Origin of the sequence: Variovorax boronicumulans, assembly GCF_019352895.1 — a bacterium.
Classification (GTDB): Bacteria; Pseudomonadota; Gammaproteobacteria; order Burkholderiales; family Burkholderiaceae_C; genus Variovorax; species Variovorax boronicumulans_A.
The window spans coordinates 1,341,486-1,363,698 of sequence record NZ_JAAAFX010000009.1; the positions used below are offsets into that span (position 1 = coordinate 1,341,486).

Sequence of the window (22,213 nt, forward strand, 5' to 3'; positions counted from 1 at the left end):
CTTCTCCGCGCTCGACCCGATCATCCGCACCGAGATGCAGTCGGAGCTGCTGCGCCTGCAGCAGGCGCAGCGCCGCACCATCGTCTTCATCTCGCACGACCTCGACGAGGCCATGCGCATCGGCGACCGCATCGCGATCATGAAGGACGGCCAGGTGGTCCAGGTCGGCACGCCCGACGAGATCCTGCGCAATCCGGCCGACGACTACGTGCGCAGCTTCGTGCGTGGCGTGGACGCGGCAGCCGTGTTCAAGGCCGCCGACATTGCCCGCAAGCGCCTGACCGTGGTGCGCGAACACACCGACCGCGGCTGCCACGCCGCCTTGCGATTGATCGAGGACCACGACGACGACTTTGCCTATGTGGTCAGCCCCGGCCGGCGCTATCTGGGCACGGTCTCCGCCGACTCGCTGCGCACCGCGCTGCGCGGCCACGTGGGCGCGCTGGGCCTGCAGCATGCGTTCCTGCCGGACGTGCCCCCGATCGCCGCCGAGGACGCCGTGGCCAACCTGTTCGGCCAACTGGCACAGGCGCCCTGCGCGCTGCCCGTGGTGGCCAGCGACGGCCGCTTCTGCGGCGCGATCAGCAAGACCACGCTGCTGCGCTTCCTGGACCGCGACACGCCGCCGGTACCGCCTTCACCGCACATCGAACTGCCCAAGGCCTTGAACCTCACTGCGCCCGCCACCGAGACGATGGCCCCGGGCCTGCCCGCCACCCCCACACAAGAACGAGGGATTGCCGCATGAGCGACGTCGTACACCACGCCCCCGCGGTATTGCTGGCACAGGCCGACCTGCCGCTGACGACCGGCAGCGACCCCTGGACGCCCCCCATCGAGAGCGCCCCGGCCATCGCTTCCTCGCCGTGGGACGTGCCGGCCGACGTGGCGCCTTCGGCGCCTGCCGCCGATCCCTGGGCTGCGGCCACCTCGGCCAGCGACACGGCCTCGGCCCCGGGCGGCGACTGGCTGGCCGGCACGCCGGGCGATGCGCCGGGCGCCGCAGATGCGTCGCACCAGGGTTTTCAACTGAACCAGCTCTGGGACGGCTCGCTGCCGCTGGAGGGCTGGATCAACCAGGGCCTGGGCTGGGTGATCGACAACTTTCGCCCCTTCTTCCAGACCGTGCGTGCGCCCATCGACGCCACCCTGAGCTGGGTCGAGGGTCTGCTGACCACCATGCCCATGCTGGCCATGGTGAGCGTGCTGGGCCTGCTGGCCTGGCAGTTCGCCGGCCGTGGCGTGGCCATCGGCGCCGTCGTCTCGCTGATGCTGGTGGGCATGCTGGGCATCTGGAGCGAGGCCATGGTCACGCTGTCGCTGGTGCTGACCTCGCTGGTCTTCTGCATCGTGATCGGCCTGCCGATGGGCATCGCGCTGGCCGCGAGCGACCGCGCCCAGCGCTGGACGCGGCCCTTCCTCGATGCGATGCAGACCACGCCGGCCTTCGTCTACCTGGTGCCGGTGGTGATGCTGTTCGGCATCGGCAACGTGCCGGGCGTGATCGTGACCATCATCTTCGCGTTGCCGCCGCTGGTGCGCCTGACCAACCTCGGCCTGCGCCAGGTGCGACCCGACCTGATCGAGGCTGCCCGCGCCTATGGCGCCTCGCCCTGGCAGATGCTGGTCAAGGTGCAGCTGCCGCTGGCCATGCCCTCGATCATGGCCGGCATCAACCAGGCGCTGATGCTGTCGCTGTCGATGGTGGTCATTGCTTCGATGATCGCCGTGGGCGGCCTGGGCCAGATGGTGCTGCGCGGCATCGGCCGCCTCGACATGGGCCTGGCCACCGTCGGTGGCCTGGGCATCGTGCTGCTGGCCATCACGCTCGACCGCATCACCCAGGCCATGGGTGCGCCGCGCCGTGGCGTGCGCCACTGGTGGCAGACGGGCCCCGTGGGACTGGCGACGCGCGCGTTCCAGCGCCGCGCCGACACCCTGCCTGCGAGCGTCGTCGTCGCCGACGCGCGGTAGCCCGCTGCGCCAGCCACGCGCCATCAAGACCTTTGGCGGTCGGGTCCGGCCAGCGCCGGGCACCGCCGCGAAAGCCAGGAACGGGGGCCTTGACCGCCCGTCCTTCATCCGCCGACGGCCCGCAGATCCATTGCCATCTGCGGGTTGCGGCTTGCCTTTCCACTTTCCTCAACGCCCGGTCTCGGGCAAAGAAAGAACACGCATGATGAACACTCGCGATTTCACCCGCTCGCTGCTCGCCGGGAGCCTGCTGGCCCTGGGCCTGGGCTCGCCCGCCTTCGCTGCCGACCTGCCCGGCAAGGGCGTCAAGGTGCTGCCACTGCAAAGCGCCCTGGTCGAAGAGACCTTCCAGACCCTGCTGGTGACCCGCGCGCTGAAACAGCTCGGCTACGACGTGCAGCCGATCAAGGAAGTCGAGTACCCGATGGCGCACATCGCCGTCGCCAACGGCGATGCGACCTTCATCGCCAACCACTGGAACCCGCACCATGCCGAGTTCTACAAGAGCGCGGGCGGCGATGCCAAGATGGCGCGCAAGGGCGTCTACGCGGCCGGTGCCACGCAGGGCTACATGATCGACAAGAAGACGGCCGATCAGTACAAGATCACCCACCTGAGCCAACTGAGCGACCCGAAACTGGCCAAGCTCTTCGACGCCAACGGCGACGGCAAGGCCGACCTGGTCGGCCCCAGCGCGGGCTGGGGCGGCGAGGCCGTGGTCGAGCACCAGCTCACCGCCTTCAAGCTGCGCGACACCGTGACCTACACGCAAGGCAACTACCCGGCGCTGATCGCCGACACGCTCGCCCGCTTCAAGCAAGGCAAGCCGGTGCTGTTCTACGCCTGGACGCCGTACTGGCTCAGCAACGTGCTGCGCGCGGGCAAGGACGTGGTCTGGCTCGAAGTGCCGTTCTCTGCGATGCCGGGCGTGCAGGCCGGCACCGACACGAAACAGGCCAACGGCAAGAACTACGGCTTTCCGCTGAACAACGAGTACATCGTGGCCAACAAGGTCTTCGTCGAGAAGAACCCCGCCGCCGGCAAGCTGTTCGAGGTCATGGCCTTGCCGCTGGCCGACATCAGCCGGCAGAACCAGTTGATGCACGACGGCCAGAACCGCCAGCAGGACATCGAACGCCACACCGACAGCTGGATCAAGGCGCATCAGAAGACCTTCGACAGCTGGATCGCGCAGGCCCTGGCCGCTGCGGACAAGTAAGACCGCGGGCGCCGGCGCTGCCGGTCGCCACCCAGCCGCTGCGCCCCCCGGGACAGCGGCTTTTTTGCGCCCGCGCCGGCCGTGGCCGCGCGGCTGTCAAAATACCGGGCGCGCCGAGGCCCGAAAAGCCTGCGCACGCACGGCTCCCACAAGAACGGCTCGCACGATCGAGCGTCCACCCACGGAACGAATTGCCATGACCACGACCATCCAGCAGGCCGACCTGATCGAATCGATCAGCGCCGCGCTGCAGTACATCAGCTACTACCATCCCGCCGACTACATCGCCCACCTGGCCAAGGCCTACGAGCGCGAGCAGAGCCCGGCCGCCAAGGACGCCATCGCGCAGATCCTGACCAACAGCAAGATGAGCGCCACCGGCCACCGCCCGATCTGCCAGGACACCGGCATCGTCAACGTGTTCCTCAAGGTGGGCATGGACGTGCGCTGGGGCGGCTTCACCGGCAGCCTCGACGACGCCATCAACGAAGGCGTGCGCCGCGGCTACAACCACCCCGACAACACGCTGCGCGCCTCGGTCGTGGCCGACCCGCAGTTCGACCGCAAGAACACCAAGGACAACACGCCCGCGGTGATCTTCACCGAGATCGTGCCGGGCGACACGCTCGAGGTCACGGTCGCGGCCAAGGGCGGCGGCAGCGAGAACAAGAGCAAGCTGGCCATGCTCAACCCGGGCGACAACATCGTCGACTGGGTGCTCAAGACCGTGCCCACCATGGGCGCCGGCTGGTGCCCGCCGGGCATGCTGGGCATCGGCATCGGCGGCACGGCCGAGAAGGCCGCGCTGATGGCCAAGGAAAGCCTCATGGACGACCTCGACATGCACGAGCTGCAGGCCAAGAAGGCCTCGGGCGCCGAGCTGAGCAAGGTCGAGGCGCTGCGCATCGAGCTCTACGAAAAGGTCAACGCGCTGGGCATCGGCGCGCAGGGCCTGGGCGGCCTGGCCACCGTGCTCGACATCAAGATCAAGATGTACCCCACGCACGCGGCCAGCAAGCCGGTGGCGATGATCCCCAACTGCGCGGCCACCCGCCATGCGCACTTCGTGATGGACGGCAGCGGCGCGGTCTACCTCGATCCGCCCTCGCTGGACCTCTGGCCCGACGTCGACTGGACCCCCGATTACAACAAGAGCAAGAAGGTCGACCTCGACACGCTCACGCCCGCCGAAGTGGCGAGCTGGAAGCCGGGCGATACGCTGCTGCTCAACGGCAAGATGCTGACCGGCCGCGACGCCGCGCACAAGCGCATCGCCGACATGCTGGCCAAGGGCGAGAAGCTGCCGGTGGACTTCACCAACCGCGTCATCTACTACGTCGGCCCGGTCGACCCGGTCGAAGGCGAAGCGGTAGGCCCGGCCGGCCCGACCACCGCCACCCGCATGGACGGCTTCACCGAGATGATGCTGGCCCAGACCGGCCTGATCGCGATGATCGGCAAGGCCGAGCGCGGCCCGACCGCCATCGAGGCGATCAAGAAGCACCAGAGCGCCTACCTGATGGCGGTCGGCGGTGCCGCCTACCTGGTGAGCAAGGCCATCAAGACCGCCAAGGTGGTGGGCTTCGCGGACCTGGGCATGGAAGCCATCTACGAGTTCGACGTGGTCGACATGCCCGTGACCGTGGCCGTCGATGCGGGCGGCACCAGCGTGCACATCACCGGCCCGGCCGAATGGCAGAAGCGCATCGCCTCGGGCGAACTCAAGACCATCACCCTGGAAGCGGCTTGACCCTGGCGGCGATCGGCGTCTTCGACAGCGGGGTCGGCGGCCTCAGCGTGCTGGCCGCGCTGCGGGCCGCGCTGCCGCACGAGCGCTTCGTCTATTTCGCCGACACGCCCTATGCGCCCTATGGCGAGCGTGGCGATGCCTACGTGATCGAGCGCACGCGCAGCGTGACCGGCGAGCTGATCGCGCAGCACGGCATCAAGGCGCTGGTGGTGGCGTGCAACACCGCGACCGCCGCCGCCATCCACCTGCTGCGCGCCGAACATCCCGCCTTGCCGCTGGTCGGGCTGGAGCCCGCGCTCAAGCCCGCGGTGGCCGCGAGCCGCGCGCGCCGCATTGCCGTGCTGGCGACACGCGGCACGCTGGCCAGCGCCAAGTTCGCGGCACTGCATGCAACGCTGGCCAGCCAGGCCCATTTCACGCTCGTGCCCTGCGACGGGCTCGCGCGCGCAATCGAAGCCGATGACCAGGCCCAGGTCGCGGCCCTGTGCGAGCGCTACGTGCGCGCGGCAGGCCCCTTCGGCACGTCCGAGGGCCAGATCGACACCCTGGTGCTCGGCTGCACCCACTACCCCTTCGCCGCCGAGGAACTGCGCCGGCACACCGGCCCCGCCGCGCGCTTCATCGACACCGGCGCGCCCGTCGCGCAGCAGACGCACCGGCTGCTGCAGGCAGTGGGCCGGCTCGCAGGCCCGGAGGCCGTCGGCGGCGTGACACTCGCCTCGAGCGGCCCGCTCGAGCCCCTGCAGGCGGCGGCCAGGCGCTGGCTCGGCCCCCGCGGCCTTCAAGGCTGACGCCGCCATGCGACGCCTGCTGCGCCCTGCCTTCCTCTTTCTCGGCCTGCTGGCTGTCGGTCCGCTCGCGCACGCCGCCTGCGAAAGCGGCCTGGCCGAGCGCATCCATGCGCGGCTGTACCCCGATCGCGTGCTCGACGAACGATTGGCCGCCTGCAAGGCATGGCCGGCCTTTCCGGGCCGCATCGTGATCGTGTTGCCCATGCCGCGGCCCACGAGCGATCCGACGGCCACCAAGGTCTACGACCTCGAAGTGCTGCTGGTCCAGCGCCCCGACAACGGCAACACCGAGCGCGACACCCTGGTCAGCCGGCTGTTCCAGGCCGAGGCGATGGACGAGGACGGCGTGGCCATCCAGGAGATCAAGGTCGACACGGCGCGCTATGTGCTGGCCGCCGACGCGCGCGCCTTCGGCCTGCGCGTGCGCTACCGGGGCACCACGCGTGCCGATGCCTTCGCCAGCGAGACCCTGCGCCTCTACGTGTCGCAAGGCGGCAAGCTGCGCGAGGTGCTGCAGGAGATCGAACTCGACAGCGACAGCGGCGAATGGAATGCCGACTGCACGGGCCGCTTCCGGCAGCTGCGCACCCTGCTGTCGACCCGGCCGAACCGCAACAGCCCCTTTGCCGATCTCGTGCTGACCCGCACCCGGACCCAGAGCCGCGGACAACTGCAGGACGATGGCAGCTGCGCGGAGAAGGCGCTGCCACCGCAGTACAGCACCGTGGTGCTGCGCTACGACGGAGAGCGCTTCAAGGTGCCCAGGAGCCTGCTGGCACCCTAGGCTCAGTGCAGGTGGCGCGGCCGGCGTCCACCGCCGTGCCCGCCGGCACCGGGGCCGCCCGGGCCGCCGCTGCCACGCGGGCGCTTGCCCAGCTCGAGCGAGTTGACCAGCGCATCGAAGCGGTCGCCGAAGAGCTTGTCGATCTCGGCCACCACGCCGCCGAGCTCGGCGCCGTCGAAATGGCGCTCCATCAGGTGCACCACGTCCTCGACCAGCAGGTCGCGCTGGACCTGCATGATCGCGGCCGGGTTCGGGCCCACGAAGAGCATCAGGAAGTCGTCGCGCGACTCTTCTTCCGGATCGCCCTCTTCCTCGTCGAAGTCGGTGTCGTAGAAGGTGATCTCGATGGCCGCGCCCTGCTCCGCGAGCTCGTTGAGCGCCATGCACATCTCGTCGAGTTCCTGACGGAAATCCTCGTCGCCCGGCACGGTCCAGCACATCTGGAGCATGTGCTCCTTCTGCTCGAAGCGGATGCCGAGTTCTTCCTCGTAGGCGCTGGTGGCGCCGTCGGCCAGCGAGCGGGCGCCAGCGTACTTCCACAGGGGCTTGAGCGCCTCCTGGATCTGCGCGAAGGTCACGTCGGCGCGCAACGGCACATCGCCGTGCACATGAATCTCGAACGGAGCGTTGTAGCGAGGCATGTCTAGCTCCCTTGTAGTTGATGGTGCCCGGAACGGGAATCGAACCCGTATGCCCGTCTAAAGGCGGCGGATTTTAAGTCCGATGTGTCTACCAATTTCACCATCCGGGCCGGGATCTGAGGACGAAGATAACCCAAAACAAAACAGCCCCGACAACGAATGTTGGCGGGGCTTGCTTTTCAGTGGAGGCGCGACCCGGAGTCGAACCGGGCTAGACGGATTTGCAATCCGTTGCATAACCGCTTTGCTATCGCGCCACGCTTGTTTGAAGCGATTTCGCCATGAACTCGCTGTGCTTGCTCTTGCGAAAAAAAGGGAAGCCTGGGCTTCCCTTTTTCAAAACTGGAGCGGGATAAGAGACTCGAACTCTCGACCTCAACCTTGGCAAGGTTGCGCTCTACCAACTGAGCTAATCCCGCGTTTCGAGCCTCGAATTATATGCCACTTTTTCGAGGTTTCGAAGCTGCGCGCAAATTTTCAATGCTTGATCGAACCTTCGGACGGCTGCGCGGCGCGCTGCTTCGACAGTTCGGCCAGCGCCGCGGCAGAGGCGGCCACCTCTTCGTCCGACAACGGCGTGGGCATCTTCTCGAGCGCGATCTCCAGCACCTTGTCGATCCACTTGACCGGCACGATCTCGAGGCCGTTCTTCACGTTCTCGGGGATGTCCTGCAGGTCCTTGGCGTTCTCTTCCGGAATGATCACGGTCTTGATGCCGCCGCGCAGGGCCGCCAGCAGCTTTTCCTTCAGGCCGCCGATGGCCGTGACCTCGCCCCGCAGGGTGATCTCGCCGGTCATCGCGACGTCGCCGCGCACCGGGATGCCGGTCAGCGCCGACACGAAGGCCGTCGTCATCGCGGCGCCCGCGCTCGGGCCGTCCTTGGGCGTGGCGCCGTCGGGCACGTGGATGTGGATGTCGCGCTTCTCGAACATCTCGTCCTTGATGCCCAGGCGGCGGGCGCGGCTGCGCACCACCGTGCGCGCGGCCTCGACCGATTCCTTCATCACGTCGCCCAGCGAGCCCGTGCGGCTGATGATCCCCTTGCCGGGCATGGTCACGGCCTCGATGGTCAGCAGGTCGCCGCCGACTTCGGTCCAGGCCAGGCCCACGACCTGGCCGACCTGGTTCTGCTTCTCGGCCAGGCCGAAGCTGTACTTGCGCACGCCCAGGAACTCGTTGAGGTTGCTGCCGTCGACCGTGACCTTGGGCGTCATCTTCTTGAGCAGCAGGCCCTTGACCACCTTGCGGCAGATCTTGGACAGCTCGCGCTCGAGCGAACGCACGCCGGCTTCACGCGTGTAGTAGCGCACGACGTCGCGCACCGCTTCCTCGGTGATCAGCAGTTCCTCGTCCTTCACGCCGTTGTTCTTCATCTGCTTGGGCAGCAGATACTTCAGCGCGATGTGGGTCTTCTCGTCCTCGGTGTAGCCCGACAGGCGGATGACTTCCATCCGGTCGAGCAGCGCCGGCGGGATGTTCATCGAGTTCGACGTCGCGACGAACATCACGTCCGACAGGTCGAAGTCGACTTCGACGTAGTGATCGCCGAAGGTGTGGTTCTGCTCGGGATCGAGCACTTCGAGCAACGCACTCGACGGGTCGCCGCGGAAGTCGGTGCCCAGCTTGTCGATCTCGTCGAGCAGGAACAGCGGGTTGCGCGTGCCGATCTTGTTGAGGCTCTGCAGCACCTTGCCCGGCAGTGCGCCGATGTAGGTGCGGCGGTGCCCGCGGATCTCGGCCTCGTCGCGCATGCCGCCCAGCGCCATGCGGGTGTACTTGCGGCCGGTCGCCTTGGCGATCGACTGCCCGAGCGAGGTCTTGCCGACGCCCGGCGGGCCGACCAGGCACAGGATCGGCGCCTTGACCTTGTCCACGCGTTGCTGCACCGCGAGGTATTCCAGGATGCGGTCCTTGACCTTGTCGAGGCCGTAGTGGTCCTCGTTGAGCACCGCCTCGGCATTGGCCAGGTCGTGCTTGATCTTGGTCTTCTTGCTCCAGGGCAGGCCGATCAGCACATCGATGTAGTTGCGCACCACGGTGGCCTCGGCCGACATGGGCGACATCAGCTTGAGCTTCTTGAGCTCGCCCTCGGCCTTCTTGAGCGCTTCCTTGGGCATCTTGGCGAGCTTGATCTTCTTCTCGATCTCCTCGATGTCGGCGCCGTCCTCGCCCTCGCCCAGCTCCTTCTGGATCGCCTTGACCTGTTCGTTCAGGTAGAAGTCGCGCTGGTTCTTCTCCATCTGGCGCTTCACGCGGCCACGGATCTTCTTGTCGACGTTGAGGATGTCGACCTCGCGCTCGAGCTGGCCGTAGAGGTTCTCCAGCCGGGCCTTGATGTCGTCGAGGTCGAGCACCGCCTGCTTGTTGTCGAGCTTGAGCGGCAGGTGCGCGGCGATGGTGTCGGCCAGGCGGCCGGGATCGTCGATGCTGGAGATCGAGGTCAGGATCTCGGGCGGGATCTTCTTGTTCAGTTTGACGTACTGGTCGAACTGCTGCATCACGGCACGGCGCAGGGCCTCGATCTCGGTGCCCTTCTGCGCCGCGGCGTCGGCCACCTCGACCGGCGTCACGTTGGCGGTGAAATGCGTCTCGCCGTCGTTGATGCTGTTGACGCGTGCGCGCTGCTGGCCTTCGACCAGCACCTTCACGGTGCCGTCGGGCAGCTTGAGCATCTGCAGGATGGTCGAGACGCAGCCGACCTCGAACATGTCCTCGACCGAGGGCTCGTCCTTGGCGGCCGCCTTCTGCGCGACCAGCATGATGCGGCGTTCGGCTTCCATGGCCAGTTCGAGCGCCTTGATGCTCTTGGGGCGTCCCACGAACAGCGGGATCACCATGTGGGGGAACACCACGACGTCACGCAGCGGCAGCAGCGGCAGGTCGATGGCGTCGGGAGGCAGGGGGGTGTGACCAGACATGCGAGTCCTCGAAGTGATCAGACAAAGATGGAACGCGCCGCGCGAATTTCAAGCCCGCGCGGCGCGTTCATCGTAGGGGCCACGCGCAAAGCGCGTGAAATGCGATATGGGATGACCCCAGGCACTCAGGCCTTCTTGGCTGCCTCGCGATACACGAGCAGCGGTGGCTTGTTCTCGTCGATGGTCGATTCCTCGACCACCACCTTGTCGACATTGGTCGCGTTGGGCAGCTCGAACATGGTGTCGATCAGAGACTGCTCGAGGATCGAGCGCAACCCACGCGCGCCGGTCTTGCGCGCCAGCGCCTTGCGGGCGATCGCCTTGAGCGCGGCGGGACGGATTTCCAGGTCCACGCCCTCCATCTGCAGCAGCTTGGTGAACTGCTTGACCACCGCGTTCTTCGGCTCGGTCAGGATCTGGACCAGCGCGTCCTCGCTGAGCTCGGCCAGCGAGGCGACCACGGGCATGCGGCCCACGAGTTCGGGGATCAGGCCGAACTTGATCAGGTCCTCCGGCTCGACCTCGCGGAACACCTCGGTGATGCTGCGCTGCGCCTTGCTCTTGACCGAGGCGCCGAAACCGATGCCCGAGGCCTCGGTGCGGTTCTCGATGACCTTCTCCAGGCCGGCGAAGGCGCCGCCGCAGATGAACAGGATGTTGGTCGTGTCGATCTGCAGGAAGTCCTGGTTCGGGTGCTTGCGCCCGCCCTGGGGCGGCACGCTGGCCATGGTGCCTTCGATGAGCTTGAGGAGGGCCTGCTGCACGCCCTCGCCCGACACGTCGCGCGTGATCGAGGGGTTGTCGGACTTGCGCGAGATCTTGTCGATCTCGTCGATGTAGACGATGCCGCGCTGGGCCTTCTCGACCTCGTAGTTGCAGCTCTGCAGCAGCTTCTGGATGATGTTCTCGACGTCTTCGCCGACATAGCCGGCCTCGGTCAGCGTGGTCGCATCGGCCATCACGAAGGGCACGTCGAGCATGCGCGCGAGCGTCTGCGCCAGCAGCGTCTTGCCCGAACCCGTGGGGCCGATCAAGAGGATGTTGCTCTTGCTGAGCTCGACCTCGTCGCCCTTGCTGTTCTTTTCCTTGTGGCGCAGGCGCTTGTAGTGGTTGTAGACCGCCACCGACAGCATGCGCTTGGCCGGCTCCTGGCCGATCACGTAGTTGTCGAGGTTGGTCTTGATCTCCAGCGGCGTGGGCAGGTCGTTGCGCGCGTCGCGCGCCTCTTCGCCGGCCGGGAGTTCATCGCGGATGATCTCGTTGCAGAGATCGATGCACTCGTCGCAGATGAAGACCGAAGGGCCCGCGATCAGCTTCTTGACCTCGTGCTGGCTCTTGCCGCAGAACGAGCAATAAAGCGTTTTTTCGCTGGAAGAGCCTTTTTTATCGGCCATGGACAGGTGCCTCGTTACGCAGTAGGTTCAATGATAACTAAAACAAAAACGGCGTTTCCCGCATGGAAAACGCCGTTTTCTGCCATTTGGCGCCCTGCGGCGCCAAGCGGCTTCCAGCGTGTCAGCCGCGTTTTGCAACGACCTGGTCGACCAGGCCGTAATCCTTGGCTTCGTCGGCCGTCAGGAAGTAGTCGCGCTCGGTGTCGCGCTGGACCTTTTCCAGCGGCTGGCCGGTGCGTTCGGCCAGGATCTTGTTCATCTGGTCCTTGGTGCGCAGGATGTCGCGCGCATGGATCTCGATGTCGGTGGCCTGGCCACGGGCGCCGCCCAGCACCTGGTGGATCATGACCTTCGAGTTGGGCAGCGAGAAACGCTTGCCCTTCTCGCCGGCCGCCAGCAGGAAGGCGCCCATGCTGGCCGCGAAGCCCAGGCACATGGTCGACACGGCCGGCTTGATGAACTGCATGGTGTCGTAGATCGCCATGCCGGCGCTCACGCTGCCGCCCGGCGAGTTGATGTAGAACGAGATGTCCTTGTCCGGGTTCTCGCTCTCGAGGAACAACAGCTGCGCGACCACCAGGTTCGCGGTCTGGTCGTTGACTTCGCCCACCAGGAAAATGATGCGTTCCTTGAGGAGCCGCGAATAGATGTCGTAGGACCGCTCGCCGCGGCCCGACTGCTCGATGACCATCGGAACCATGCCGAGGCCTTGAATTTCGTTTGCGATCATGTAGTTGCTCTCCGGGAAGATGAAGTCGTTCGCTGTGACTGAACTGTACGCCTGAGTGAAATGGGGCTCGTGCCGCAAAGCACAAGCCCCATCGGTGTCACAAGGACGGCGGCGATCAGCCTTGTTGCTGCTGCGCCATCAGTTCGTCGAAGGACACGGCCTTTTCATTGACCTTGGCCTTGGCCAGCACGAAATCGGTCACGTTGTTCTCGATGACCACGGCCTCGACTTCGGCCAGGCGGCGGTTGTCGCTGAAGTACCAGCGCACCACGTCGGCCGGCTTCTCGTAGCTGGCGGCCAGCTCGTCGATGTGGGCCTTGATCTGCTCGGGCTTGGCCTGCAGTTCGTTGGCACGCACCAGTTCGGCCACCACCAGGCCCAGGCGCACGCGGCGCTCGGCCTGGGGCAGGAACACTTCCTGGGGAATCGGCGCCTTGTCGGCGTCCTTGATGCCGCGCTGCTTGAGCTCGGCGCGGGCGCCTTCGATCATGCGTTCGACTTCCGACTGCACGCTGGCGTTCGGCAGGTCGAGTTCGGCGTTGGCGATCAGCGCGTCCATCACGGCGTTCTTGTTGCGCGCCAGCAGGCGGAACTTGACTTCGCGCTCGAGGTTGCGCTTGATGTCCGCGCGCAGGCCTTCGACCGTGCCTTCTTCGATGCCCAGCGACTTGGCCAGCTGTTCGTTGACTTCAGGCAGGTGGGTGGCTTCGATCTTCTTGACCGTGACCAGGAAGTCGGCTTGCTTGCCGGCCACGTCCTTGCCGTGGTAGTCGGCCGGGAACGACAGCGGGAAGGTGCGGCTGTCGCCGGACTTCAGGCCGCGCACCGCATCTTCGAATTCCTTGAGCATCTGGCCTTCGCCGATGACGAACTGGAAGTCCTCGGCCTTGCCGCCCTGGAAGGTCTCGCCTTCGATCTTGCCCTCGAAGTCGACCGTCACGCGGTCGTCGTCGCCGGCAGCGGCGTCCTGTGCGCGCTGGGCGAAGGTACGGCGCTGCTTGCGCAGGATGTCGAGCGTCTTGTCGATGGCTTCGTCGCTCACGTCGGCGGTGACGCGGTCGATCTCGGCGGCGCCCAGGTCGTTGATCTTGACTTCGGGGAACACTTCGAACACCGCGTCGAAGGCCAGCTCGCCCTCGGGCGACTCTTCCTTCTCGGTGATGCGGGGCTGGCCGGCCACGCGCAGCTTGGCTTCGTTGGCCGCCTGCGAGAAGGCTTCACCGACCTTGTCGTTCATCACCTCGTAGTGAACCGAGTAGCCATAGCGCTGGGCCACGACGTTCATCGGCACCTTGCCGGGACGGAAACCGTCCATCTTCACGGTGCGGGCCAGCTTCTTGAGGCGCGAATCCACCTCGGACTGGATGGTGCCGACCGGCAAGGTCAGCGTGATCTTGCGCTCGAGCTTTTCGAGGGTTTCAACGTTCACGGTCATTCTTTGTTCCTCAAGAGAGATGGGGCTGGTGCGCGGGGCCGGACTCGAACCGGCACGTTCTTGCGAACGTCAGGACCTAAACCTGGTGCGTCTACCAATTTCGCCACCCGCGCGGTCAGGTGAATCAAGCAAAAACGGGCGGCCTCCTATCGCAGACCACCCGTTTCGAAATCGGTCAACCGCGCATTTTAGACGCTAATGGGACCCGCTTTCGGTTCGCGCTTCACACGGAATGCTGCGGCGTACATCGCAGGCAGTGCCAACAGGGTCAGAACGGTGGCCACGATGAGCCCGCCCATGATGGCCACGGCCATCGGTCCCCAGAAGACGCTGCGCGACAACGGGATCATCGCCAGCACCGCCGCGGCAGCCGTCAGCACGATCGGCCGCAGCCGGCGCACGGCCGATTCGACGATCGCATCCCAGGCCGGCACGCCCGCGGCGCGGTCGCTCTCGATCTGGTCGATCAGGATCACCGAGTTGCGCTGGATCATGCCCATCAGCGCGATCACGCCCAGCAGCGCGACGAAGCCGAAGGGCCGGTTCAGCAGCAGCAGCGCCGCCGCCACGCCGGCGATGCCCAGCGGGCCGGTGATGAACACCAGCAGCGAGCGGCTGAAGCTGTGCAGCTGCAGCATCAACAGCGTGAACACCAGGAACAGCATGATCGGCACGCCGGCCACGATGGAATCCGAGCCCTTGCTGCTCTCCTCGACCGCGCCCGCCGTCTCGATGCGGTAGGCGCCCTGCCCGGCCGCGCGCCACTTGGCTTCGAGCGCGCGCAGTTGCGGCAGCAGCTGTGCCGTGACGGTGGCGCCCTGCATGCCTTCGACGATGTCGGCGTTGACCGTGATCGCGTAGTCGCGGTTCTCGCGCCACATCACGCCCGGCTCCCAGCTGAACACCGGTTTGGCGATCTGCGAGAGCGGAATCGAACGGCCCGAGGCGGTCGGCAGGTAGGCGTTGCCGATGTCGGAGATCGCTTCGCGCTCGTCGGCCGACTGGCGCAGCACGATGTCGATCAGCCGGTCGTTCTCGCGGTACTGGCCGACCGTGGTGCCGCTGAACATGGTGCGCGAGGCCTGGGCGATGGCCTGGCTGGTCACGCCCAGCGTGCGCGCCTTGGCCTGGTCGACTTCGAGGCGGATCACCTTGACCGACTCGTTCCAGTTGTCGTTGACGCCGCGCGTGCTGGCGTTCTCGCGCAGGATGGCCTTGACCTCGTCGGCGTGCTGGCGCAGCGCCAGCGGCTCGGTGCCGATCACGCGGAACTGCACCGGGTAGGCCACGGGCGGGCCGTTGGGCAGCAGCTTGGCGCGGCCGCGCACTTCCGGGAACTCCTGCGCCAGCAGGCCCGGCAGGCGGCGGCGCAGGGTCTCGCGCTGCGTCAGGTCCTTGGTCAGCACGATCATCTGCGAGACGTTGCTCTGCGGGAAGATCTGGTCCAGCGGCAGGTAGAAGCGCGGCACGCCGGTGCCGATCCAGGTGGTGACCGTGGCCACCTCGGGTTCCTGCATCAGGCGCTGCTCGACGCGCTTGGCGATGTCCTCGCTGGCGGCGAAAGAGGTGCCCTCGGGCGACCAGAGGTCGACCAGGATCTCCGGCCGGCTCGAGTCGGGGAAGAACTGCTGCTGCACCCGACCCATGCCCACGATGCCCAGCCCGAAGATCAGCACCGTCGCGCCGATGGTCAGCCAGCGGTACTCCACGCACCAGTTCACCGCGCGGCGGAAGGCGTTGTAGAAGCGCGAGTCGAACAGCTCGTGCGGTGGCGCGTCCGGGTCGTGCGGCTTGACCTTGAGCAGCAGCGTGCCCAGGTAGGGCACGAAGTAGACCGAGACGATCCACGACAGCACCAGCGCGATCACCGTCACCGCGAAGATCGCGAAGGTGTATTCGCCGGTCACCGATTTGGCGATGCCGATCGGCAGGAAGCCGGCGGCCGTGATCAGCGTGCCGGTCAGCATCGGCTTGGCCGTCACGTCGTAGGCGAAGGTGGCGGCACGCGCCTTGTCGTAGCCCTCCTCCATCTTGCGCACCATCATCTCGACCGCGATGATCGCGTCGTCCACCAGCAGGCCCAGCGCGATGATCAGCGAGCCCAGCGACACCTTGTGCAGCCCGATGTTGAAGTAGTTCATCGCCAGGAAGGTCACCGCCAGCACCAGCGGGATGGTGATCGCCACCACCAGGCCGGGCCGCACGTCGATGTGCCAGCCGAAGCGCCCGCCCTTGTGCAGGCCCAGCGCGACGAAGCTCACCGCCAGCACGATCGCCACCGCCTCGATCAGCACATGGATGAACTCGTTGACCGAGGTCGCGACCGACACCGGCTGGTCCTGCACCTGCGTGAGCGAGGCGCCGGCCGGCAGCCGCTGGCCGATGTCGGCCACGGCCACGCGCAGCGCCTTGCCCAGCGCGATGATGTCGCCGCCCTTGGCCATCGACACGCCCAGCGCCACCACTTCCTTGCCCTGGTGGTGCACCTTGGTGGCCGGCGGGTCGATGGTGCCGCGCCGGATCTCGGCGATGTCGCCCAGGCGCAGCTGGTTGCCCGAGCTGCCGCGGATGGGCATCTCGCGCAGCTGGTCCACGCTGGTGAACTGGCCCGCCACGCGCACCTGCACCACGTCGAGCGGCGACTGGATGGTGCCCGCGCTCTCGACCGCGTTCTGCGCGCCGATCTGCTGCAGCACCGCGTTGAAATCCAGGCCCAGCTGCGCGATGCGCTTCTGCGAGACCTCGATGTAGACCTTTTCGTCCTGCAGGCCGAACTGCTCGACCTTGGCCACGTCCTTGACGCGCAGCAGGCCCTGGCGCACGTCGTCGGCGAAGGTCTTGATCTCGGCCGGCGTGTAGCCGTCGGTCTCGAGCGCGTAGATCACGCCGTAGACGTCACCGAAATCATCGTTGAAGAAGGGGCCCTGCACGCCGCTGGGCAGCGTGCCGCGCATGTCGCCGATCTTCTTGCGCACCACGTACCAGACGTTGGCCACCTCGCTGGACTTGGACGAATCCTTGATCTCGAAAATGATCTGCGACTCGCCCGGCTTCGAGTAGCTGCGGATCTTGCTGGCGTAGGGTGCCTCCTGCAGCGTGCGCTCGAGCTTGTCAGTCACCTGCTCGGCCATCTGCTGCGCGGTCGCTCCGGGCCAGTAGGTGCGCACCACCATCACGCGGAAGGTGAAGGGCGGGTCCTCGTCCTGGCCGAGCTGGAAATAGGCGGCGAAGCCCAGCACCATCAGCGCCACCATCAGGTAGCGGGTGAGCGCCGCATGCTCGAGCGCCCACTTGGAAAGGTTGAAGCCGGCCTTGCCGGTCGTCTCGTTGGGGGTGGTCATCGGGGCGACCTCAGCGCGCGGCCGCCGAAGCGGGGGCCGCCGGGGCCGGGGCCGCCGCTGGCGCGGGCGTCTTGCCCTGGTACACCGTGACCTTCTGGCCTGGCGACAGCACGTGCACGCCCGCCACCACCACCTGCATGCCGGGCGCGATGCCCGCGGCGATCACGGCTTCGTTGCCGTCGGCCGTCGCCACCTGCACCGGCTGCGAGCGCACCGTCATGGTGGCGGTGTCGAGCACCCACACCGCGCTGCCGCTGCCTTCCTGGCGCAGCGCGCTGGTCGGCAGCTTCAACACCGCCGCACCGGCATTCGACAGGGCCTTGGGCCGCGCGTACACGGTGGCGCCGAGCGCCGGCGAGGTGGCCGCATCGATCGCCACCTTGACCGAATAGGTGCGGGTCACGGCGTCGGCGCTGGCCGCGACCTCGCGCACCTTGCCCTCGAGCTCGGCCCCGCCGGCCCAGCCGCGCACGGTCACGGCCGAGCCCGGCCGGATCAGCGCCGCGCGGTCTTCCGGCACCGCGAACACCACGTCGCGCGCGCCGTCCTGGGCGATGCGCACCACCGGCGTGCCGGCCGAGACGACTTGCCCGGGCTGCGCGTCGATGGCCGTGACCACGCCCGCGACGTCGGCCACCAGCGTGGTGTAGCTGGCCTGGTTGCCCTGGGAGGCCTGCTGCGCCTGCGCCTGGTCGAGCTGGGCCTGGGACGACTTGAAGGTGGCCTCGCGGCGCTCCAGTTCGGCGCCGCTGATGAAGTTCTGCGCCCGCAGTTCGCGGTAGCGCTTGAGGTCGGCCGAGGCCAGGTCACGGTTGGTCACGGCCGCGGCCTGCTGTGCGCGCGCCGCATCGGCGGCCAGCCGGTAGTCCTGCGGGTCGAGTTGCGCCAGCACCTGGCCGGCCTGCACGTGCTGGCCCAGTTCGGCCTGGCGCCTGAGGATCTTGCCGGCCACGCGGAAGCCCAGCTGCGACTCGATGCGCGCGCGCACCTCGGCCGAGAACTCGGGCACGGTGTCGAAGGCGCTGGTGCCCACGGTCTGCACCTTGACGGAGCGCAGGGGCTCCTCGACCGGCGGCGGCTTGGAACAGCCCGCCACGGCCACCGCCAGCAGCACGGCCGCCGACGGAAATGAGAGCGCAGGACGAAGAAACGATACGGTCATGAACCACCTTGATTGGCACGGAGAGGGTCATTAATGACCGAAGGGTTAGTAATTTTGTGGGATGCGTCCGACGCTGTCAACGAATCGTGACGCGAGCGGCGCACCCGACGCGGTGCCCGACAATCCAGCCCGTGTCATCCCCTGCCCCCCCCGCCGTCGCGCCACCGCCGACGCACTACGAGAACTTCCCGGTCGCGTCCTGGCTCTGCCCGCCGCGCCTGCGCCCCCCCATCGCCGCGATCTACGGCTTCGCGCGCACCGCCGACGACATCGCGGACGAGGGCGACGACGGCCCCGCGCAACGGCTGGCCGACCTGCACGCCTTCGGCGCCGACCTGGCGGCCACCGCGCGGGGGCTGCCGATCTCGGGCCGCTGGCCCGAAGTGTTCGGCCCGCTGGCCCGGGCGATGCGCGACTTCGCGCTGCCCGAAACGCTGCTGGCCGACCTGCTCTCGGCCTTCGTGCAGGACATCGAGAAGACCCGCGACGGCAGCCGCTATGCCGACCGCGCCGAACTGCTGGACTACTGCAGCCGCTCGGCCAACCCGGTCGGACGGCTGCTGCTGCATCTCTATGCCGTCGACGATGCGGTCGCGCTGGCGCAGAGCGACGCCATCTGCAGCGCGCTGCAACTCGCCAACTTCTGGCAGGACCTGAGCGTCGACCTGCCGCGCGGGCGTTTCTACCTGCCACTGGCGGACTGCGCGGCGCACCGGCTCGCGCCCGAGGATGTGCGGCACGGTCCTGGCCACCCCCCGACGCCCGAAGCGATCGCGCTGGTCCGGTCGGAAGTCGCCTGGACCCGCGCCTTGATGGCCCAGGGCGCACCCCTGGTGCACCGCCTGCCTGGCCGCATCGGCTGGGAATTGCGGCTGGTGGTCCAGGGCGGCCTGCGCATCCTCGACAAGATCGAAGCCCAGGGTTTCGACAGCTTCTCGCGCCGCCCGACCATCGGCGCGGCCGATGCCCCCCTTCTGGCCTGGCGGGCCTTCCGGATGCGGAGACAATCGACGCCATGAGCCACGAGAACAGAAGCGACACCCAGAGATGAATCCTGAGCAGTACGTCCAGGAGAAAGCAGCGGCCTCGGGCAGCAGCTTCTATTACGCCTTCCTGTTTCTTCCCAAGCCGCGGCGCGCGGCGATCACCGCCTTCTATGCCTTCTGCCGCGAGGTCGACGACGTGGTCGACGAAGCGCGCGACCCCGGCGTGGCCGCGACCAAGCTCGCCTGGTGGCGCACCGAGGTGGCCCAGTCCTTCGCCGGCCAGCCCAGCCATCCGGTGATGAAGGCGCTGATGCCGCTCGCGGCCGAATACGGCATCGAGGCCCGCCAGCTGCAGCAGATCATCGACGGCTGCCAGATGGACCTGGACCAGACCCGCTACCTCGACTTCCTTGGCCTGCAGCGCTACTGCCATCTGGTGGCCGGCGTGGTGGGCGAAGTCGCGGCGCGCATCTTCGGCCAGGAAGATCCGCAGACCACCGCCTACGCCCACACGCTGGGCCAGGCGCTGCAACTCACCAACATCATCCGCGACGTGGGCGAGGACGCGCTGCGCGGCCGCATCTACCTGCCGGTCAACGAGCTGCAGCAATTCGACGTCAAGGCGCACGAGGTGCTCAACCGCGTGTACTCCGAGCGCTTCGTGGCGCTGATGAAGTTCCAGGCCGAGCGCGCGCACCGGATCTACGACGAGGCCCTGGCGCTGCTGCCGGCGGCCGACCGCCGCAGCCAGAAGCCGGGCCTGATGATGGGCAGCATCTACCGCGCGCTGCTGCGCGAGATCGAGCGCGACGACTTCCAGGTGCTGCAGCAGCGCGTGAGCCTCACGCCGCTGCGCAAGTTCTGGCTGGCGTGGCGCGTGCAGGCGCTGGGCCGGGTCTGAAGCGGAAGCGCCCCGCATGAAGATTGCCGTCATCGGCGCCGGCTGGGCCGGCCTGGCCTGTGCCGTCGAGACCGCGCGCGCCGGCCACCGCGTGACCGTGTTCGAGGCCGCGCGGCAAGCGGGCGGCCGCGCGCGCCGCATCGACGCCAGCCACGGCGGCGCCGCGCTCGACAACGGCCAGCACATCCTGATCGGCGCCTACCGCGACACGCTGGCGCTGATGCGTTCGGTCAGCGTCGACCCCGACACCGCGCTGCTGCGCCAGCCGCTGTCGCTTCGCTTCGCCGATGGCGGCGGGCTGGCGCTGCCCCGGCTGCAGCCGCCTTTCGACCTGCTGGCCGGCATCGCCATGGCCCGCGGCTGGACCTGGCGCGACAAGGGCAGCCTGCTGCGCACCGCGCTGCGCTGGCGGCTCGACGGCTTCCGCTGCGCACCCGAGGCCACCGTCGCCACGCTGTGCGCCGGGCTCACGCCGCGCGTGATGCAGGAGCTGATCGAGCCGCTGTGCGTCTCGGCCCTCAACACCGCGGTCACGCAATCGAGCGGCGAAGTCTTTTTGCGCGTGCTGCACGACGCGCTGTTCGGCGAGCGGGGTGGCGCCGACCTGCTGGTGCCGCGCTGCGACCTGGGCGCGCTGTTCCCCGATGCCGCCCTGCGCTGGCTCGCGGTCCGCGGCGCCACGGTGCGGCTGGGCCGTCGCGTGGCGTCGATCCTGCGCACCGACGAAGGCTGGCAGGTCGACAACGAGCCCTTCGACCGGGTCGTGATCGCCGGCGCGCCCTGGGACGCGGCGCGCCTGCTGCGCTCGGCCGGCGTGGCCGCCGATGCCTGGCTCGCCGCCGCCGACGCGCTGCGCTTCGAAGCCATCGCCACGCTCTATGCCGACGGCGCCTCGGCGCTGGCGGCACCGATGGTCGCGCTGCGCAGCGGCCCGGGCGCGCCCGCGCAATTCGCCTTCGACCGCGGACAACTCGCCGGCCCGCACGGGCTGCTGGCCCTGGTGGTCAGCGCCAGCGACCAGCCGCGCGAGGTGCTGGCCCGCCAGGTGCTCGCGCAAGCGGCGGCGCAGCTCGGCCAGACCCGGCTGCGCATCGTGCAGACCGTGGTCGAGAAGCGCGCCACCTTCGCCTGCACGCCCGGCCTCGCGCGCCCGGCGATGCAGATCGCGCCCGGCCTCGCGGCCTGCGGCGACTACCTCGACGGCCCCTACCCCGCCACGCTCGAAGGCGCGGTGCGCAGCGGGCTGGACGCGGCCCAATGGATCGGACCCTGCGGATGAGCCTCGACTACCTCGATTTCGACTACAGCGAAGATGCCGACGGCAACGGCAGCTTCGACGCGCTGGCCTCGGTGAACGCGGCACAGCTGCCCCAGGTGCATGCGGAGATCGCCGCCGTGCTGCGCTGGGCCCATGCGGCCTTCGCCGAACGGCGCGGCGCGCCCGAGGACGGCGGCGAGTGGGACTACGACCTGCAGTCGCGACGCGAATTCAGCCTCGGCGAGACGCTGTCCTTCGACGCGCGCAGCGGCAGCCTGTCGGTCGAGGCCGGCGCGAGCACGCCGCCGCGCCACACGCTGAGCCTGTCGATCGGCGGCAGCGCGGCCTTCTGCGAAGCCTTCCGCGCGGAATTCGAGATCGACTGAGGCCTACCAGCCCCAGACCAGGCTCTGCGCCACCCAGCCGGTCGTGCCGCTGCCGTGGCGCACCTTGACCCAGCTGCCCTTGCGCTCGAGCGTGCGCAGCACCTCGCCATGGCTGGCCTTGCCCACGATGCGGCCGTTCGTGCCGGGCAGGCTGCGCAGGTTGGCGACGCGCGACCGCACCACATGGTGCGGCGTGCGATCGGTCAGCGAGCGCAGCACCCAGCCGCGGTCGTTCTCGAAGTCGCGCACCTGCAGCCAGTTGCCGCTGCGCTTGATCACCTGCAGCGGATAGCCGCGGCTCAGGGCCCACTGCACCTCGCTGCGCGTGTTCGGGCCCGAGCGCATGTTCACCTCGCCACGCGCCACGCTCACCATCTCTCGCGCATGGGCCATGGAGACCATGGACAGCCACAGCAGGACGAAAGCCAGAAGAAATGCGGGCAGGCGGCGGGAATGCGTCATTCGGTGAAGACCTTTCGGGGACAAGAGAGAAATGGAAAAGCGGCCACGCGAACCGTGGCCAGCCTCTCCGGGTCACTCAC

Annotated in this window: 18 protein-coding genes and 4 tRNA genes; 10 read left to right on the top strand and 12 right to left on the bottom strand. The window is 67.9% G+C overall.

Features of this window, described 5'->3' with window-relative positions; translation table 11 throughout:
• The 6 genes from K0H49_RS30800 to K0H49_RS25360 all read left to right on the top strand — a co-directional run.
• A partial coding sequence (locus tag K0H49_RS30800; RefSeq protein WP_257625120.1) for a CBS domain-containing protein occupies positions 1-748 on the top strand: 748 nt, incomplete at its 5' end.
• Positions 745-1,974 (top strand): glycine betaine/L-proline ABC transporter permease ProW, encoded by a 1,230-nt coding sequence (gene proW, locus K0H49_RS25340; RefSeq protein WP_219218556.1) that lies wholly within the window; start codon positions 745-747, stop codon positions 1,972-1,974. The genes K0H49_RS30800 and proW, both read left to right, overlap by 4 nt.
• A gap of 205 nt (positions 1,975-2,179) precedes the next feature.
• Positions 2,180-3,193, top strand: a complete 1,014-nt coding sequence (proX, locus tag K0H49_RS25345) for a glycine betaine/L-proline ABC transporter substrate-binding protein ProX (protein ID WP_257625121.1) — start codon at positions 2,180-2,182, stop codon at positions 3,191-3,193.
• Positions 3,194-3,389: 196 nt separating this feature from the next.
• Entirely contained in the window at positions 3,390-4,943 is a 1,554-nt protein-coding gene (locus K0H49_RS25350) for a fumarate hydratase (RefSeq protein WP_219218561.1), read from the top strand.
• 2 nt (positions 4,944-4,945) lie between these two features.
• Positions 4,946-5,734 (top strand): glutamate racemase, encoded by a 789-nt coding sequence (murI, locus tag K0H49_RS25355; protein ID WP_257625206.1) that lies wholly within the window; start codon positions 4,946-4,948, stop codon positions 5,732-5,734.
• A 7-nt stretch (positions 5,735-5,741) separates the two neighbouring features.
• On the top strand, positions 5,742-6,518 hold the full coding sequence (locus K0H49_RS25360; protein ID WP_219218566.1) for a hypothetical protein: 777 nt from the start codon (positions 5,742-5,744) through the stop codon (positions 6,516-6,518).
• A 2-nt stretch (positions 6,519-6,520) separates the two neighbouring features.
• Here the strand turns inward: K0H49_RS25360 and K0H49_RS25365 are convergent, their stop codons facing one another.
• The 11 genes from K0H49_RS25365 to K0H49_RS25415 form a co-directional block, all read right to left on the bottom strand.
• Positions 6,521-7,159 (bottom strand): DUF6806 family protein, encoded by a 639-nt coding sequence (locus tag K0H49_RS25365; protein WP_219218568.1) that lies wholly within the window; start codon positions 7,157-7,159, stop codon positions 6,521-6,523.
• Positions 7,160-7,180: 21 nt separating this feature from the next.
• Positions 7,181-7,269, bottom strand: a tRNA-Leu gene (locus tag K0H49_RS25370).
• Positions 7,270-7,342: 73 nt separating this feature from the next.
• A tRNA-Cys gene (locus tag K0H49_RS25375) sits at positions 7,343-7,416 on the bottom strand.
• Positions 7,417-7,502: 86 nt separating this feature from the next.
• Positions 7,503-7,578, bottom strand: a tRNA-Gly gene (locus tag K0H49_RS25380).
• Between the two features lie 58 nt (positions 7,579-7,636).
• Complete coding sequence (gene lon / locus K0H49_RS25385) at positions 7,637-10,078, bottom strand: endopeptidase La (RefSeq protein WP_219218570.1); 2,442 nt, start codon at positions 10,076-10,078, stop codon at positions 7,637-7,639.
• Between the two features lie 125 nt (positions 10,079-10,203).
• A complete protein-coding gene (gene clpX / locus K0H49_RS25390; RefSeq protein WP_219218573.1) occupies positions 10,204-11,472 on the bottom strand; it encodes an ATP-dependent Clp protease ATP-binding subunit ClpX in 1,269 nt (422 codons plus the stop codon).
• A 121-nt stretch (positions 11,473-11,593) separates the two neighbouring features.
• On the bottom strand, positions 11,594-12,202 hold the full coding sequence (gene clpP / locus K0H49_RS25395; RefSeq protein WP_219218575.1) for an ATP-dependent Clp endopeptidase proteolytic subunit ClpP: 609 nt from the start codon (positions 12,200-12,202) through the stop codon (positions 11,594-11,596).
• Positions 12,203-12,317: 115 nt separating this feature from the next.
• Positions 12,318-13,637, bottom strand: a complete 1,320-nt coding sequence (tig, locus tag K0H49_RS25400) for a trigger factor (protein ID WP_219218583.1) — start codon at positions 13,635-13,637, stop codon at positions 12,318-12,320.
• A 26-nt stretch (positions 13,638-13,663) separates the two neighbouring features.
• A tRNA-Leu gene (locus tag K0H49_RS25405) sits at positions 13,664-13,750 on the bottom strand.
• A 75-nt stretch (positions 13,751-13,825) separates the two neighbouring features.
• On the bottom strand, positions 13,826-16,978 hold the full coding sequence (locus K0H49_RS25410) for an efflux RND transporter permease subunit (RefSeq protein ID WP_219218584.1): 3,153 nt from the start codon (positions 16,976-16,978) through the stop codon (positions 13,826-13,828).
• Positions 16,979-16,988: 10 nt separating this feature from the next.
• A complete protein-coding gene (locus K0H49_RS25415; RefSeq protein WP_219218586.1) occupies positions 16,989-18,140 on the bottom strand; it encodes an efflux RND transporter periplasmic adaptor subunit in 1,152 nt (383 codons plus the stop codon).
• 131 nt (positions 18,141-18,271) lie between these two features.
• On the opposite strand from K0H49_RS25415, the gene hpnC reads away from it, so the two are divergent.
• Genes hpnC through K0H49_RS25435 form a run of 4 tightly spaced genes read left to right on the top strand, consistent with a single transcriptional unit; the run spans position 18,272 to position 21,671 of the window.
• Entirely contained in the window at positions 18,272-19,159 is an 888-nt protein-coding gene (gene hpnC / locus K0H49_RS25420; protein ID WP_374122416.1) for a squalene synthase HpnC, read from the top strand.
• Positions 19,160-19,187: 28 nt separating this feature from the next.
• Positions 19,188-20,027: a presqualene diphosphate synthase HpnD gene (gene hpnD / locus K0H49_RS25425; RefSeq protein WP_219218588.1), complete on the top strand. Its 840-nt coding sequence runs from the start codon at positions 19,188-19,190 to the stop codon at positions 20,025-20,027.
• 16 nt (positions 20,028-20,043) lie between these two features.
• A complete protein-coding gene (gene hpnE, locus K0H49_RS25430) occupies positions 20,044-21,306 on the top strand; it encodes a hydroxysqualene dehydroxylase HpnE (protein WP_219218590.1) in 1,263 nt (420 codons plus the stop codon).
• On the top strand, positions 21,285-21,671 hold the full coding sequence (locus K0H49_RS25435; protein ID WP_257625122.1) for a hypothetical protein: 387 nt from the start codon (positions 21,285-21,287) through the stop codon (positions 21,669-21,671). Before hpnE ends, K0H49_RS25435 begins: the two co-directional genes overlap by 22 nt.
• A 3-nt stretch (positions 21,672-21,674) precedes the next feature.
• Here the strand turns inward: K0H49_RS25435 and K0H49_RS25440 are convergent, their stop codons facing one another.
• The gene (locus K0H49_RS25440) at positions 21,675-22,133 is read right to left on the bottom strand and encodes an SH3 domain-containing protein (RefSeq protein ID WP_219218592.1); all 459 of its coding nucleotides are present in this window, start codon (positions 22,131-22,133) and stop codon (positions 21,675-21,677) included.
• Positions 22,134-22,213: the final 80 nt, after the last annotated feature.

Bases quoted from the DNA above. Each gene is read 5' to 3' on its own strand.
- proW (WP_219218556.1), top strand. From the start codon at position 745: ATGAGCGACGTCGTACACCACGCCCCCGCGGTATTGCTGGCACAGGCC.
- proX (WP_257625121.1), top strand. From the start codon at position 2,180: ATGAACACTCGCGATTTCACCCGCTCGCTGCTCGCCGGGAGCCTGCTG.
- K0H49_RS25350 (WP_219218561.1), top strand. From the start codon at position 3,390: ATGACCACGACCATCCAGCAGGCCGACCTGATCGAATCGATCAGCGCC.
- K0H49_RS25360 (WP_219218566.1), top strand. From the start codon at position 5,742: ATGCGACGCCTGCTGCGCCCTGCCTTCCTCTTTCTCGGCCTGCTGGCT.
- K0H49_RS25365 (WP_219218568.1), bottom strand. From the start codon at position 7,159: ATGCCTCGCTACAACGCTCCGTTCGAGATTCATGTGCACGGCGATGTG.
- lon (WP_219218570.1), bottom strand. From the start codon at position 10,078: ATGTCTGGTCACACCCCCCTGCCTCCCGACGCCATCGACCTGCCGCTG.
- clpX (WP_219218573.1), bottom strand. From the start codon at position 11,472: ATGGCCGATAAAAAAGGCTCTTCCAGCGAAAAAACGCTTTATTGCTCG.
- clpP (WP_219218575.1), bottom strand. From the start codon at position 12,202: ATGATCGCAAACGAAATTCAAGGCCTCGGCATGGTTCCGATGGTCATC.
- tig (WP_219218583.1), bottom strand. From the start codon at position 13,637: ATGACCGTGAACGTTGAAACCCTCGAAAAGCTCGAGCGCAAGATCACG.
- K0H49_RS25410 (WP_219218584.1), bottom strand. From the start codon at position 16,978: ATGACCACCCCCAACGAGACGACCGGCAAGGCCGGCTTCAACCTTTCC.
- K0H49_RS25415 (WP_219218586.1), bottom strand. From the start codon at position 18,140: ATGACCGTATCGTTTCTTCGTCCTGCGCTCTCATTTCCGTCGGCGGCC.
- hpnD (WP_219218588.1), top strand. From the start codon at position 19,188: ATGAATCCTGAGCAGTACGTCCAGGAGAAAGCAGCGGCCTCGGGCAGC.
- hpnE (WP_219218590.1), top strand. From the start codon at position 20,044: ATGAAGATTGCCGTCATCGGCGCCGGCTGGGCCGGCCTGGCCTGTGCC.
- K0H49_RS25435 (WP_257625122.1), top strand. From the start codon at position 21,285: ATGGATCGGACCCTGCGGATGAGCCTCGACTACCTCGATTTCGACTAC.
- K0H49_RS25440 (WP_219218592.1), bottom strand. From the start codon at position 22,133: ATGACGCATTCCCGCCGCCTGCCCGCATTTCTTCTGGCTTTCGTCCTG.